The organism is Micromonospora endophytica (assembly GCF_003236305.1).
GTDB lineage: Bacteria > Actinomycetota > Actinomycetes > Mycobacteriales > Micromonosporaceae > Micromonospora > Micromonospora endophytica.
In genome coordinates this window covers 1-14,070 of the sequence record NZ_POTX01000162.1, presented here as the reverse complement: position 1 = coordinate 14,070, position 14,070 = coordinate 1, and the positions used below count along the sequence as shown (strand labels likewise).

The window sequence follows — 14,070 nt, the reverse complement described above, 5'->3', positions numbered from 1 at the left end:
CTGCTGACCGCCACCACCGCCCCCGACCTGGCTGACGTGGACTCCTCCACCGCCACCCTGATCCACCGCTACCGCACCCAACGCCACCGCCCCTGACCGCCGGGCATCCCCCACTCGCGGCGGCACAGCGCAAGATCCGCGCAACTTCACCGATGTTGCTGTTTCCAGGTGCCTCTGAGGCAGCAACATCACCGAAGTTGCGCGGATCTTGGACGTCTGTCGCAGGTCGAGCCGTTCCGGCAGCAACGGCCAGTGCGTCGAGGTCCACGACCGAGGCACCGAGGTTGACGTACGCGACTCCAAGGCCCGGCCGCCGGGATGTTGAGCTTCGGCCCGGCAGCGTGGGACGCTGATGCCATCGTTACCAAGGACTGGCTCCGGTGGCATCAGGACTACGACTCGCCGAACTCGTCACTGGCGCGCAGGCTGCACGTCGTCCAGCGTGACCTTCGGCGGGCTCTGGTCGAAGCACCTTACGATGAACGCGGCGCCCGGCGGCTGATCAGCATCTGCGCCGGTGATGGGCGCGACGTGCTGCCGGTACTTGCCGAACATGACGGCGGTCGCACGGTAACGGCCCTGCTCATCGAACGTGATCCGACACTGTCACAGCGCGCCCGTACCGCGGCCATCGGGCTCGGCCTACCCGGGATCGAAGTGCGAACCGCGGACGCTGGCGCGACGGATACCTACTCGGACAGCCAGCCCGCACACCTGCTTCTGGCATGCGGCGTCTTCGGCAACATCATTTTCAACGACGTACGTCGGACCATCGCGATGCTGCGCACCCTTGTCGTCGCCGACGGCATCGTGATCTGGACCCGAGGACGCACCGACGACGGTCACGACCCCAGCCACGACGTCCGTGCCTGCTTCGCCGAGCACGGCTTCAGCGAGATGTCCTTCACCAGTCCAGCCGACGCCAGATTCCGGGTCGGGATGCACCGGCTCACCGCGCACCCCGCTGCTGTCCGGTCGATGCCGCCCGCCACCCAGATGTTCCGCTTCATCTGACTGCCGGCGTTTCCCTGGCCGCCTGACGACCACAACGAGGATCGGGCGAGACATCGGCTCGTCCCGGACCTGCTGCCGCCGTAGCGCTCAAGGCCAGCCGACCGACGACCGCTGCCGCTCAGGGCAGAAGCGGTAGCTGATGGAGCACGGTCAGCGGCACGATCGGGCTTCGGACTACTTCCCCGCCAGCCCACTTGCGCGCTGACCTCAAGGTCGTTGCTCGATCCCGGATCGAGCGAAATCTCGGGGAGGCGGCCGCACGCTCATCTGCCGAATCGATGCAGGGCAGCAGACGGCGTACAGCTGCGGGTCTGGGCCTATCGAGCTGAACCGCTCGTGCGATCACGACGGGCACTGTCGTGACGCGACGGTGAGCGGACCCGGACCGCGATCCGTCTATGCCGTCAGCTCGATAGCGCCTACAACCCTCACTTTACCTCGCCGGGAAGCTCCACCACCGCAGCGGACCACGTGCACTCCGCACCCGACAACCTGCAAAGACCGGGGCAAGCAACCTGGCGGTCACCGGCCTTCACGTCCGTCGTTCGGTTGGCTTTCGGGTCGCTCTGGCCCAATGGGTCGCGAGCGGGTACCCGGCCTTCCCCGTGGGTCGGGTACCCGCGTCCCTGACGCGACCGAGGAGCGAGTGCGTGACGACGACCGACATACGCGAATTTGACGTCATCGGCGAGCACGCCGGGGCGGCCCGACTGCTGGAACAGACCCTGTTCGAGGTGAAGCGGGTCATCGTCGGGCAGGACCGGTTGGTGGAGCGGTTGTTGACCGCGTTGCTGGCCCGGGGGCACTGCCTGCTGGAGGGCGTACCCGGGGTGGCGAAGACGCTTGCCGCGGAGACCCTGGCCACGGCGGTGGGCGGCAGCTTCGCCCGGATCCAGTTCACTCCCGACCTGGTGCCGTCGGACATTCTCGGCACCCGGATCTACCGGGCCTCGAAGGAGAGCTTCGACGTCGAGTTGGGGCCGGTGATGGCCAACCTGGTCCTCGCCGACGAGATCAACCGGGCACCGGCCAAGGTGCAGTCGGCACTGCTGGAGATCATGGCCGAGGGCCAGGTCTCCCTCGGCGGCCGGACCTATCCGGTGCCGACTCCCTTCCTGGTGCTGGCCACCCAGAACCCGATCGAGTCCGAGGGGGTCTACCAGCTACCCGAGGCGCAGCGGGACCGGTTCCTGATGAAGGTCGTGGTGGACTACCCCACCGACGACGAGGAGCTGGGCATCCTCTACCGGATGGGCACCAGCGTGCCGGCCGCCCGACCGGTGCTGGATCCGGCCCGGCTGGTCGCGTTGCAGGCGCGGGCCCGCGAGGTGTTCGTTCACCACGCGCTGGCCGAGTACGTGGTCCGGTTGGTGCTGGCCACCCGGGATCCGCGCCGGTTCGGGCTGGTCGACGTCGCCGCGCAGCTGGCGTACGGTGCCAGCCCCCGCGCCACGCTCGGCCTGGTCGCCGCGGCACGGGCGCTGGCCCTGCTGCGGGGCCGCGACTACGTGCTCCCGGTCGACGTCCGGGAGGTCGCCGGGGACGTGCTCGCGCACCGGCTGGTGCTCTCCTTCGACGCGGTCGCCGACGACGTCGACCCGGGCGAGCTGGTGCGGCGCGTCGTCGATGCCGTGCCACCGCCGCAGATCGCCCCCGCCCAGGAGAACCAGGGGCCGGGTCTGGGGGTGGCGGCATGAACAACGACTCGATGCCGCTCGGGCGGTTGGCGCCGCAGCGCCGGCTGCGCCGACTGGAACTGACCATCACCCGCCGGCTCGACGGGCTGCTGCACGGGCAGCACCTGGGCCTGCTGCCGGGGCCCGGCAGCGAACCGGCCGGCAGCCGCGAGTACCGGCCCGGCGAGGACGAGGTACGGCGGATGGACTGGTCGGTGACGGCGCGGACGGCGGTGCCGCACGTGCGTACCGTCGACGCCGACCGGGAGTTGACCACCTGGACGCTTGCGGACGCCACCCCGAGCATGGACTTCGGCACCGCGGAGCTGGAGAAGCGGGAGCTGGCGGTGGCTGCGGTGGCGGCCGTCGGTTTTCTCACCGCCGGTGCCGGCAACCGGCTCGGCGCGCATGTGCTCGGCGAGGCCGGGGTGCGTCGGTTCCCCGCCCGCAGCGGCCGTCACCACCTGCTCAACCTGCTGCGTACGGTGCTGGCGGTGCCCCGGGGCCGGCCGGCCACCGATCCGGTGTCGCTTGCCGACGCGATCGACGGGTTACGTCGGTCGGCCGGCCGGCGTGGCCTGGCGGTGGTGGTCTCCGACTTCCTCGACGGTCTGCCCGACGAGGGGGTGGCCGGCACCGGCAGCGCGCCGCCGGACTGGGAGCGGCCGTTGCGCCGGTTGGCCGCCCGGCACCAGGTGCTCGCCGTGGAGGTGCGTGACCCGCGCGAGCTGGAGCTGCCGGACGTGGGTCTGATCACGCTTGTGGACCCGGAGAGCGGACACCGACGCGAGGTCTCCACCGGCAGCCGCCGGCTGCGTGAACGCTACGCGGCGGCAGCCGCCGCGCAGCGGCTGGCGGTGGCCCGGGCGCTGCGTCGTGCCGGTGCCGCCCACCTGCCGTTGAGCACCGACCGGGACTGGATCGCCGACATCGTCCGGCACGTGCACGCCCAGCGTCGCCTGTCCCGCGTACCCCGAGGAGGTGCCGCATGACCTTCGAATCACCTGTCCGGTTGTGGTTGCTGGTGGGCGTGGCCGCTCTGATCGTCGGCTACCTGCTGATGCAGCGGCGGCGCAGCCGGTACGCGGTCCGCTTCACCAACCTGCGGTTGCTGGACAAGGTGGTGCCGGCCCGCCCGGCGTGGCGGCGACATGTGCCGGCCGGGCTGTTCATCGCCATGCTGGCGCTGTTGGTGGTGGGCTTCGCCCGACCCGCCGACGACGTCCGGGTGCCCCGGGAACGCGCCACCGTCATCGTCGCGGTCGACGTGTCGCGGTCCATGCTCGCCGACGACGTGCCGCCGGACCGGTTGATCGCGGCCAAGGACGCTGCCCGGCAGTTCGTGGCGGACCTGCCGGAGGAGTTCAACGTCGGGCTGGTGGCCTTCGCCGGCAGCGCGTCGGTGATGGTCGCACCAGGCGGTGACCGGGAGGCGGTCACCACCGGCATCGACCGGCTCGACGAGGGGGTCACCGGCCTTCAGGGCACGGCGATCGGCGAGGCCATCCACTCGTCGCTGGAGTCGATCCGCAGCCTGGACGCCCAGGCCGCCGAGGAACCACCACCGGCGCGGGTGGTGGTGCTCTCCGACGGGGCCAACACCTCCGGGCGGGACCCGACGTCGGCCGCCGCCGACGCGGTGCAGGCCGGCGTCCCGGTCGACACCATCTCCTTCGGTACGGCCGAGGGCCGCATCGGCGGCGGCCAGTCGGTGCCGGTCGACGGACAGACCCTGCGTACCGTCGCCGAGCAGGCCGGCGGCGGCTACTACGAGGCCGGCAGCAGCGACGAGCTGCGCGAGGCGTACGCCGACATCGGCTCCTCGGTCGGTTACCGGCTGGAACGGCAGGACGTCTCGGCACGCTTCATCGGCGCCGGACTGGTGCTCGCCCTGCTGGCCGCCGCCGCGTCGATGTTCTGGTTCTCCCGCCTGCCCTGACGGCCTCGTCCTGCCGTCGCACCGCACACCCGTCCAGGAGGGACATCGCCATGCCGAGCACGATTCCGGGTCTTGGGGAGCCGCGGGGGCCGCAGTTCGTCTCACCCGCCCTGGTGCCCGACGGCACCCAAGCCGACCCGTACGGCACCCCACCCGGTTCGTACGGCGGACCGCCAGGTGTGCCGGTCGACCACCCGCCCACCGGGCCCGACGACGTGTCCGGCAGCCAGGTGGCGGCGCAGCGGGACGGCCAGGGGGCACGCTGGCCCCGGCTGCTGCTGGCCGGGCTGACGCTGGTGGCGGTCTCGGCGGGCAGTGGTGGTGTCGCCGGGCACCTCGCCGCCCGCGCCGACGCGCCGGAGTCCGTGGCCGGGGCTCCGCCGGCCGCCGGGCCGCCGGCGACCGGTGGTGATCTGGTCGCCGCCGCCGACCTGGTGCTCGCCGGGGTGGTCTCGGTCCAGGTTTCCGGCGGTGGCCGGGGCGCGTCGGGGTCCGGGTTCCTGCTCGACGACCGGGGCCATGTGGTCACCAACAACCACGTGGTGGCCGGCGGCGGCACGATAACCGTGGTCGGCCAGGACGGTCGGCGGCTCACCGCCCGGTTGATCGGCCGCGACCCGGGTACGGACATCGCTGTGTTGCGCATCGATCCGGGCAACGGGCTGCGCCCGCTGCCGCTGGCGGCGTCCGGGCAGACGCTCGTCGGTGAGCCGGTGCTCGCCGTCGGTTCGCCGCTGGGACTGTCGGGCACGGTGACCGCGGGCATCGTCAGCGCGCTGGACCGGCCGGTGCGGCTCGGTGGTGGTGCCCGGCAACCGGCGGTGCAGACCGACGCGTCGATCAACCCCGGCAACTCGGGTGGCCCGCTGGTCAACGGCCGGGGTGAGGTGGTCGGGGTGAACACCGCGATCGCCACGCTGGAGGGCGGTGGCAATATCGGTATCGGCTTCGCCATCCCGATCGAGAGGGCGGCGCAGGTGGCACAGCGGCTGATCGCGAGAGGGTGAGGCGAAGGATGCGGCTGCTCGTGGTGGAGGACGAGGAGGATCTGGCCGGAGCGCTGCGGGTCGGGTTGGCCCGTGCCGGCTACGCCGTCGACCTCGCGGCCGACGCGGCGGCGGCGTACGAGTTGCTGCGGGTCAACGCGTACGACCTGATGTTGCTCGACGTCAACCTGCCCGACGTGGACGGCTTCGCGGTGTGCCGGGCGGTCCGCCGCGGCGAGGTGGAGGTGGCCGGCGAGGCGGAGCTGCGGGTGTTGATGCTCACCGCCCGGGGCGCGCTGGGTGACCGGGTCCGGGGTCTGGACGAGGGCGCTGACGACTACCTGGTCAAACCGTTCGCCCTGGCCGAGCTGCTGGCCCGGGTACGGGCGCTGCTGCGCCGGGACACCGGCGGCACGTCGGCGGTGCTCTCGGTCGGGGCGTTGACCCTGGACACGGCCCGGCACGAGGTGCGGCAGGGCGCTCGGCAGCTGCACCTGACCCGCAAGGAGTTCGGGGTGCTGGAATATCTGATGACCCGCCCGGGTCGGGTGGTGCCGGCGGAGGAGCTGCTGGAACACGTCTGGGACGCACACGCCGATCCGTTCACCGAGACGGTCCGGGTCACTGTGGGAACGTTGCGTCGCAAGCTCACCGGTGACGACGACGAGCCACCGATCGAGACGGTGATCGGGCGCGGTTACCGGCTGCGGGAGATGTCAGCGTGAGGCTCTTCCGGTCGATCCGGTTCCGGCTGACGGTGCTCTACTCGACGCTGCTGTTCGCGCTGGCCGGCACCGGTCTGGCGGTGGCGTACGTGGCGGTGGACCGGGCGGTCGACCCGAAGCCGATCACCAAGCGGTACGAGGCGCACCTGGTCAAGCTCAAGAGCGACGGCCGGACGGTGCCGACCGGCACCACCCTCGAGGTGGCCGAGGTGCAGCAGATCGAGGACGAGGTGAACCTGCGGCTGTTGCAGACCGTCCGGGACTACTCGCTCATCGCCCTCGGCGGGCTCTTCGTGGCCAGCCTCGGCATCGGTTGGGTGCTCTCCGGCCGGGCGCTGCGGCCGGTGGGTTCGATCGTCCGTACCACCCGGGAGATCCAGGCCACCGACCTGTCCCGCCGGATCCGGCTCTCCGGGCCCCGTGACGAGCTGCGCGACCTCGGTGACACCATCGACTCCATGCTGGACCGGCTGGACCACGCGTTCCGCGCCCAGCGTCAGCTCATCGACGACGCCTCGCACGAGCTGCGCAGCCCGTTGGCGATCATCCGGGCCAACCTGGACGCCTCCCTCACCAGCCCGGAGGCCACCGACGCGGAACGCGCGGCGGCCGTGGCGACCGTCGACCGGGCCACCACCCGGATGTCGCGGCTGGTGGAGGACCTGCTGGCCACCGCCCGACGGGACACCGACTCGATGGCCGACACCGACATCGACCTGAGCGCGGTCGCGCAGGAGGCGGGCGAGGACTTCACCCCGCTGGCCGCCGAGCGCGGGCTACGGCTGCGGTACGCGCTCGGCGCGGACCTCGTCCTGATCGGGGATCCGGACGCGCTGCGCCGCGCCGCGGCGAACCTGCTCTCCAACGCGGTACGCCTCTCCCCGTTGGGTGGCGCGATATCGGTGGCGACCGGGCGGGTCGGCGGCTGGCTGTGGTTGGCGGTGGTCGACGAGGGGCCGGGTATCGCACTGCCCGACCAGGCTCGGGTGTTCGACCGCTTCTGGCGGGGCGAGGGGAGCCGGGGCGGCTCCGGTGACCGGCGGACCGGGTTGGGACTGGCCATCGTCCGGCAGATCGTCGAGTCGCACGGCGGGCAGGCGGCCGTGCACTCGGTGCCCGGCGCGGGCAGCACCTTCGTGCTGTGGCTGCCGGCCGCCGACCGGGACGACGACTCGCCGCCGCCGGCCAGCTCACCGGCGTGAGATCGCGCCCCGACCACGCCGACCGGCGGCGGTGACCGCGCCGGCGGGATTGCGGCGGCAGCGATCTGTCACGCAACTGTCATCCAACCGTGCGGTCGACTCCAAGGTTGGTCCGCAAGGTGGTGGTCGATCGAAACGGCGCGTCTGTCCGCCGGGATCGACGACGAAGGAGACGCTGTGGTGATGCCGTGGCCCTGGCCGATGCCCGACGACCACTCCTTCCGCGCGCTCTGGGACGAACCGCAGGGCCATGACGAGGATGTCCGCCTCGCCGCGCTCGTCGCGCAGCGGTTGAGCGCCGACTGGACGACCCGCCGGCAGCAGATCACGGTCATGGTGCAGAACCGCGTCGTGATCCTCACCGGCCTGGTCGCCGGGGCCGAGACCCGACGCGCCGCCGCGGAGCTGGCCTGGGACGTCGAGGGTGTGACGGACGTGTGCAACGCCCTACGGCTGGCCGGTCACCGGCGCGGTCGTCGCTGAACTCCGGCCCGCCCGCGCCACCCGGCACCGGTGCCGCGGGCGGGCCGGACGAACGGTGGGCGGCGCTTCAGGAGGTGCCGGCGTCCGGACCGGACGCGAGCATGGCGAACGCGTCGTCCCGGGTGTCGGCGACGCAGAAGACCTCGGCCAGGCGGGTGACCTGAAGAACCCGGTGGATCAGCGGCGAGCGGGTCACCACGCACAGCCGGGTGCCGCGCTCGGCGGCGCTGCGGTGGGCGCGGGCGAGCAGCCCGAGGGCGGTAGAGTCGATCAGGTCGGTACGGCCGAAATCGACGAGCACATGGCCGCCCATGTCGGCGGCGTGCCGCAACGCTTGCCGGAGGGTGTCCCCGGTGTCCAGGTCCACATCACCGGCGACGGTCACCACTGTCACGTCACCGACGTGCTCGATGCCGAGAATGCCACCGGGTACGCCGCTGTCGGCCGGCCCGAGCCGGGTGCAGTGGGCACACCGGTGTGGGCCGGCGGCCAGCGGGGAACCGCTCCACCCGTGCTCGGCGAGCAGGGCCCAGGCGACCTCGCCGTCGGCCGGCACCCGGGGGCCGGCGACGGTGTCACCGCAGCTGTCACAGGTCAGGGTGACCAGGTGGTCGTCCAGGACGACGGCCATCGCATGCTCCTTTCCGCGCCGGGCGGTCGGCTCCCCACCCTGCCCGGGTCAGGTGGCGGGGACCACGCGGACATATGACGGTTAGGTGACGAAAGCATTGCCACCGACCGGGTCGGATGCCCGACTCCCGACCCATCAATAGGCCACCCACCTGGGAAGATAACCGTCAGGAATTAATCTGCTACGGGAGGTGATGGGATGTCGATCCGGCTGCCCACCGACGAGCCCGTCGGCACCCTGGAGGTCGTGCACCGGTTCCGTGGGCCGATGCCGACCGGGGTGACCGTCTCGCATCGGGGACGGATCTTCATCAGCTTCCCCCGTTGGGGCGACGAGGTGCCCGCGACAGTTGTCGAGTTGCGCCGTGGTCGCGAGCTGCCCTACCCCGACCTGCGGCGGAACACCCCGTCCGGCAACGATGACCCGGCGGCGTTCGTGTCGGTGCAGAGTGTGGTGGTCGATCCCGCCGACCGGCTCTGGGCTGTCGACACCGGCAGCCCGATGTTCGCGCCCACCGTGCCGGGCGGACCGAAACTGGTCCGGATCGACCTCGGCACGGACACCGTCGAGCAGGTGATCACTTTCCCGCCCGACGTGGTGCTGCCCACGTCGTACCTCAACGATGTGCGGTTCGACCTGCGGCGTGGCGTGGCCGGACTGGCGTACCTCACCGATTCGGCCGACGGCGCGCCGAACGCCGTCATCGTGGTGGACCTGGCGACCGGGGCGTCGTGGCGCCGGCTCAACGACCACCCGTCCACCAAGGCGCAGCCGCTCTCGGAGTTCCGTCCGGTGGTCGAGGGCCGCCCGTTCATGGTCCGTCCGGTGGACGGGCCCGCGCAGCCGGTGGGTGTCGGCGCCGACGGCATCGCCATCTCCGCCGACGGTACGCGGCTGTACTACTGCGCCCTCGCCTCGCGGCGCTGGTACAGCGTCGCCACCGACGCGCTCGCCGATCCCGCGCTCGGCGCGGACGAGGTCGCCGCGACAGTCATCGACGAGGGCGACAAGGGCGGCGGCGCCGACGGGTTGGAGTCCGACGACGCCGGTCGGCTGTACCTCACCAACTACGAACACAACGCGGTGCTGCGTCGACTTCCGGACGGTTCCTACGAGACGGTGCTGCACGACCCGCGGCTGCTCTGGCCGGACACGTTGAGCGTGGCCACCGACCGGCACCTGTACGTCATCGCCAACCAGGTGCACCGGCAGCCACCGTTCAACCGGGGCCGGGACCTGCGGCGCAAGCCGTACGCGCTGGTGCGTACCCGGATCGACGCCGGACCGGTGCTGCTGCGTCCGTGATCTCGACGGCGTACCCGATCGGGTGGTCGCGGCCGCCGACAGGCGTACCGGGACGGACCCGCTCGTAGCGTCGAGGGGCAGTGGCCACGAGGTGAGGAGCGCGTCGGTGACCGAGCCGGAGGAAGAGCACGAGAAGAGCACGAAGACCGATCCGGTGCTCTTCTCCCCCGACGGCGACCCGCACCACACCCTGGCGCAGGCGCCGCAGGCCGACGAGCATCCGCCGGTGCGGTTCACCCACGACGGCGAGACCGAGATCGTCGACGACGAGCAGTAGCCGGGTCAACCGGATCGCGCCAGGGCGGCGGCCAGTTCGTCGTCGTAGCTGGCGAGTTGACGCCCGTCTGCGGCGTACGCGACAAGCCGCCCGTGGGTCATGGTGGCCGAGCGGAACGAGAACGTCCGGACGCCGGGGTACGCCGCCAGCAGCGGGATGCCGCGTGGCGGGCCACCCGGAGCGGAGTGGTATTCGAGCCGGTCCACCTGGGCGGAGACCACCCCGTTGACCCGTACCTTCGTCTTCTCGCTGCGGGTGCCGAAGGTGACAGGCGCGTCGGTGCCGAAGTCCGCGCACTCCACCGACCCCCGGCAGACGAAGAAGTAACGCGGGTTGCCCAGCTCCGTCGGCCCGTACGCCTTGAAGGTGGGGTCCGCCCCGGCGGGCAGTGGCTGCACGGCGAAGAACGCCAGCACGGCGGCGGTCGCGACACCCGCGCGCAGCCAGGCCCGCCGCGCGGTGGCCCGGTGTGCCGGGCGGAGGGCGGCCTGCTGCGCCGGGCGAGTGACGGCCGCGACCGCCCCGAAGCCCGCCACGCAGAGCAGGCACACTCCGAGGGTACGGGCGTTCTCGAAGAGGAACTGCACGCCGGGCCGCGTCGAGACCGGTCCCAGCACCACCCCCAGGGAGAGCACCATGCTGGCCAGCAGCGCGGCGCCGGCCACCCGCCGATTCACGCCGGCCGCGCCGATCAGCAGCATCGCGGCCAGCACCGGCCACACCTGGTGATGCGTCCAGGAGACAGGTGACGCGGCCACCGTGGCGCAGCCGACGAGCACCGCCGCGTGGCCGGGCCGCCCCTGCCCGGCCAACTGCCGGGCCCGGAGCAGGGCCACCGCGCAGATGACGGCCACCAGCGCCGCCCAGACCAGCGGCAGGGCGGTGTCGGGCAGGCCGAGGCGCAGCAGCATCCCGTGCACGGACTGGTTGCCCAACGACGCCAGGTTGCCGATCCGGGAGGTCTGGGTAACGGTGCCGGCCCAGTAGGTCAGGCTCTCCGTGGGCAGGATCACCAGGGCCAGCGCGCCGCACGCGAGAAATGTGCCGGCCGCCCGCCCGGCATCGCGGTAACGACCGCTGACCAGGAAGTAGGCCACGAACAACAACGGGGTGAGCTTGATCGCCGCCGCCACGCCGACAAGCACTCCGCGCGCCCGCGACGGCCCAGCGGTGGCGTCGTGCAGCGCCAGCAGCACCAGGAAGATGCTCACCTGGCCGAAGCGCAGGTTGCTCTGCACCGGTGCGGAGAGCATGAGCACCACGGCGATCGCCGCGACCGTCGCCGGCCGGCGGGTCCGCCCGCCCGCCAGCGCCCGAGCGACGGGTACGGCGAGCGCGACAACTGCCGCGCAGGTCGCCGCCAACCAGACCGCCTCGACCACGCCGAGCGGGACCGTGGTGATCGGCCAGAGCACGAGGGCCGCGAACGGCGGATAGGTGAACGGACCTCCATTTGCCGCCACGTATGCGTAGAGTGGCCGTCCGGCGCGCAGGTCGGTGAGCGCCCCGTGGTAGATGTGCAGGTCGGACAGGCGGTCCGGGCGTCGCAGCACGAGCACGACAGAGATCAGTGCGGCCACCGCGAAAGCGACCCACAGTAGCGCCGACCGGCGATCCCGCATGGACCGAGGATAGGCAACGGACGTCGGTCCCGGCGTACCCGTCACGGGACCGGGCGGTCGTCGCGTGACGAGCGGATCACCCAGCGGCACCGTAGATTGACAGGGACCGACCCCGGCGGCGCCGGGTTCCGGCGTGACCACACGGTCGGACCCGGCCAGCACCCGGACCTCGATCGGAAGGAACACTGTGAACCGGACCTGCAGAACCGTGCTCACCACCGTCCTCGCCATGGCCCTGGTCGCCGGCACCGCCACCACACCGGCGCAGGCCACGGCGGAGAAGACCGGCGGCGTCGGACCGACAAGCATCGCCCTACCGGACGGCTTCCAACCCGAGGGCATCGCGACCGCCGGCCGGTACGCCTACCTCGGCTCGCGCGCCACCGGTGCGATCTACCGGGCCGACCTCGTCACCGGGGCCGGACGGCTGCTCAGCCCGGCCACCGGCACCCCGTCCCTGGGCCTGGCGGTCGACCACCGGGCTCGGCTCTTCGTCGCCGGCGGTGCCGCCGGCGACGCCCGGGTGGTGGACACCCGGACCGGACGGGTGCTGGCCAGCTACCGGTTCGCTGACGCGCCGACGTTCGTCAACGACGTGATCCTCACCGAACAGGCGGCGTACTTCACCGACTCGTACCGGCCGGTGCTGTACCGGCTGCCGCTGAGCGGCCGGGGGAAGTTGCCGCCCCCCGACGGTTTCACCACGATCCCGCTGACCGGCGATTTCGCCCAGGTCGACACCGGGATCAACCTCAACGGCATCGTTCGTACGCCGGACCGGACCGGGTTGCTCGTGGTGCAGTCCAACACCGGCATCCTGTTCCGGGTCGATCCGGCGACCGGTGCCACCCGGACGGTCGACGTGCCCGGCCACACCTTCACCAACGGCGACGGGCTGCTGCTCGTCGGGCGGACCCTGTACGTCGTCCAGAACCGGCTGAACCAGATTGCCGTGGTGCGGCTGCGACCGGACGGCACGGCCGGCCAACTGACCGGCCTGATCACCGATCCGCACTTCGACGTGCCGACCACGGTCGCTGCCGCGTTCGGCCGGCTCTACCTGCCCAACGCCCGGTTCACCACCCCACCGACGGAGTCCACGTCGTACACCGTGGTCGCGGTCCGCCCACGGTGACGCCGGAGCCTCATCGCCTTGCCGCCACGACCATCGGCACTGACAATCATCTATGTTCCTGAGCCGGACGAGATCGGGCGCCGGGCAGCCCTCGATCGGAACACCACCGTGCCCATTTCCGTCCAGAGGACCCGTGATGAAGAAGACGATCAGATTGTGGTGCGCCGCCCTCGCGGCGGCCGCCCTCACCGCGCTGGCCACGCTCACGGCCGCGGCGCCGGCGTCGGCGGCGACGCTCACCGAGGTGCCGAACTTCGGCACCAACCCCAGCAACCTGCGGATGCATCTCTACGTGCCGGACCGGGTCGCGCCCCGACCCGGGGTACTGGTGGTGGTGCACTACTGCACCGGCAGCGGACCCGCGATGCACACCGGCACCCGGTTCGCGGCCCTGGCCGACCAGTACGGCTACATCGTGATCTACCCGTCGGTGACCCGCAGCAGCAAGTGCTTCGACGTCTCCTCCCCGCAGGCCCTGCGGCGAGGCGGCGGCAGCGACCCGGTGGGCATCATGTCGATGGTGGACTACGTCCGGGCGCGGTACCCCGTCGACCCGGCCCGGATCTTCGCCACCGGCACCTCCTCCGGGGCGATGATGACAAACGTCCTGCTCGGGCTCTACCCGGACGTGTTCGCCGCCGGTGCCGCCTTCGCCGGCGTGCCGTTCGGCTGCTTCGCCACCACCGGTGGCGCGGAGTGGAACAGCGAGTGCGCCAACGGGCAGATCATCCGGACCCCGCAGCAATGGGGTGACCTGGTGCGCAACGCGTACCCGGGGTACACCGGCCCGCGCCCGCGGATGCAGATCTGGCACGGCACCGACGACGACGTCCTGCGGTATCCGAACTTCGGCGAGCAGGTCAAGCAGTGGACCAACCTGCACGGCCTGAGCCAGACACCCACCTTCACCGACAGTCCGCAGGCCGGCTACACCCGCACCCGCTACGGCAGTTCCGGCGGCAACGCGCCGGTCGAGGCGATCAGCGCGCAGGGCGTGACGCACAACCTGCCTGTCGACGCCGCCCAGGCCGTACGCTTCTTCGGTCTGGACGCCCCGGCCCCGACCCCGACGTCC

15 protein-coding genes are annotated in these 14,070 nt (G+C 71.8%); 13 read left to right on the top strand and 2 right to left on the bottom strand.

Features of this window, described 5'->3' with window-relative positions; translation table 11 throughout:
* The first annotated feature begins 208 nt into the window (after window positions 1–208).
* The 9 genes from C1I93_RS32635 to C1I93_RS20950 all read left to right on the top strand — a co-directional run bounded on the left by C1I93_RS32635 (window position 209) and on the right by C1I93_RS20950 (window position 8,025).
* Window positions 209–325: a DUF397 domain-containing protein gene (locus tag C1I93_RS32635; RefSeq protein WP_223256650.1), complete on the top strand. Its 117-nt coding sequence runs from the start codon at window positions 209–211 to the stop codon at window positions 323–325.
* Window positions 319–1,014 (top strand): class I SAM-dependent methyltransferase, encoded by a 696-nt coding sequence (locus C1I93_RS20985; protein ID WP_111245011.1) that lies wholly within the window; start codon window positions 319–321, stop codon window positions 1,012–1,014. The genes C1I93_RS32635 and C1I93_RS20985 overlap by 7 nt, the downstream gene beginning before the upstream one ends.
* A 665-nt stretch (window positions 1,015–1,679) precedes the next feature.
* Window positions 1,680–2,711 (top strand): AAA family ATPase, encoded by a 1,032-nt coding sequence (locus tag C1I93_RS20980; RefSeq protein WP_420811784.1) that lies wholly within the window; start codon window positions 1,680–1,682, stop codon window positions 2,709–2,711.
* Complete coding sequence (locus C1I93_RS20975) at window positions 2,708–3,682, top strand: DUF58 domain-containing protein (RefSeq protein ID WP_223256649.1); 975 nt, start codon at window positions 2,708–2,710, stop codon at window positions 3,680–3,682. Before C1I93_RS20980 ends, C1I93_RS20975 begins: the two co-directional genes overlap by 4 nt.
* The gene (locus tag C1I93_RS20970) at window positions 3,679–4,629 is read left to right on the top strand and encodes a VWA domain-containing protein (RefSeq protein WP_111245006.1); all 951 of its coding nucleotides are present in this window, start codon (window positions 3,679–3,681) and stop codon (window positions 4,627–4,629) included. Before C1I93_RS20975 ends, C1I93_RS20970 begins: the two co-directional genes overlap by 4 nt.
* 50 nt (window positions 4,630–4,679) lie before the next feature.
* Window positions 4,680–5,636 carry a S1C family serine protease gene (locus tag C1I93_RS20965; RefSeq protein WP_111245005.1) on the top strand — a complete coding sequence of 319 codons (957 nt, stop codon included), beginning with the start codon at window positions 4,680–4,682 and terminating at the stop codon, window positions 5,634–5,636.
* A gap of 8 nt (window positions 5,637–5,644) precedes the next feature.
* Entirely contained in the window at window positions 5,645–6,340 is a 696-nt protein-coding gene (locus tag C1I93_RS20960; RefSeq protein ID WP_111245004.1) for a response regulator transcription factor, read from the top strand.
* The gene (locus C1I93_RS20955; RefSeq protein ID WP_111245003.1) at window positions 6,337–7,542 is read left to right on the top strand and encodes a sensor histidine kinase; all 1,206 of its coding nucleotides are present in this window, start codon (window positions 6,337–6,339) and stop codon (window positions 7,540–7,542) included. The genes C1I93_RS20960 and C1I93_RS20955 overlap by 4 nt, the downstream gene beginning before the upstream one ends.
* A 183-nt stretch (window positions 7,543–7,725) precedes the next feature.
* On the top strand, window positions 7,726–8,025 hold the full coding sequence (locus C1I93_RS20950) for a BON domain-containing protein (RefSeq protein WP_111245009.1): 300 nt from the start codon (window positions 7,726–7,728) through the stop codon (window positions 8,023–8,025).
* A 67-nt stretch (window positions 8,026–8,092) separates the two neighbouring features.
* Here the strand turns inward: C1I93_RS20950 and C1I93_RS20945 are convergent, their stop codons facing one another.
* A complete protein-coding gene (locus C1I93_RS20945; protein ID WP_111245002.1) occupies window positions 8,093–8,656 on the bottom strand; it encodes an STAS domain-containing protein in 564 nt (187 codons plus the stop codon).
* 198 nt (window positions 8,657–8,854) lie between these two features.
* Between C1I93_RS20945 and C1I93_RS20940 the strand changes: the two genes are divergently transcribed.
* Window positions 8,855–9,961 carry an L-dopachrome tautomerase-related protein gene (locus C1I93_RS20940; RefSeq protein WP_111245001.1) on the top strand — a complete coding sequence of 369 codons (1,107 nt, stop codon included), beginning with the start codon at window positions 8,855–8,857 and terminating at the stop codon, window positions 9,959–9,961.
* Window positions 9,962–10,067: 106 nt separating this feature from the next.
* Complete coding sequence (locus tag C1I93_RS31700) at window positions 10,068–10,238, top strand: hypothetical protein (RefSeq protein WP_181445259.1); 171 nt, start codon at window positions 10,068–10,070, stop codon at window positions 10,236–10,238.
* Between the two features lie 5 nt (window positions 10,239–10,243).
* Here C1I93_RS31700 and C1I93_RS20935 read toward each other — a convergent pair whose 3' ends face one another.
* On the bottom strand, window positions 10,244–11,860 hold the full coding sequence (locus C1I93_RS20935) for a glycosyltransferase 87 family protein (protein WP_181445258.1): 1,617 nt from the start codon (window positions 11,858–11,860) through the stop codon (window positions 10,244–10,246).
* Window positions 11,861–12,047: 187 nt separating this feature from the next.
* On the opposite strand from C1I93_RS20935, the gene C1I93_RS20930 reads away from it, so the two are divergent.
* Together C1I93_RS20930 and C1I93_RS20925 are read left to right on the top strand one after the other, a co-directional pair.
* Window positions 12,048–12,995: an SMP-30/gluconolactonase/LRE family protein gene (locus C1I93_RS20930; protein WP_223256648.1), complete on the top strand. Its 948-nt coding sequence runs from the start codon at window positions 12,048–12,050 to the stop codon at window positions 12,993–12,995.
* A gap of 136 nt (window positions 12,996–13,131) precedes the next feature.
* Window positions 13,132–14,070, top strand: a 939-nt coding sequence (locus tag C1I93_RS20925; protein WP_111244999.1) for an extracellular catalytic domain type 1 short-chain-length polyhydroxyalkanoate depolymerase, incomplete at its 3' end; no start/stop codon positions are given.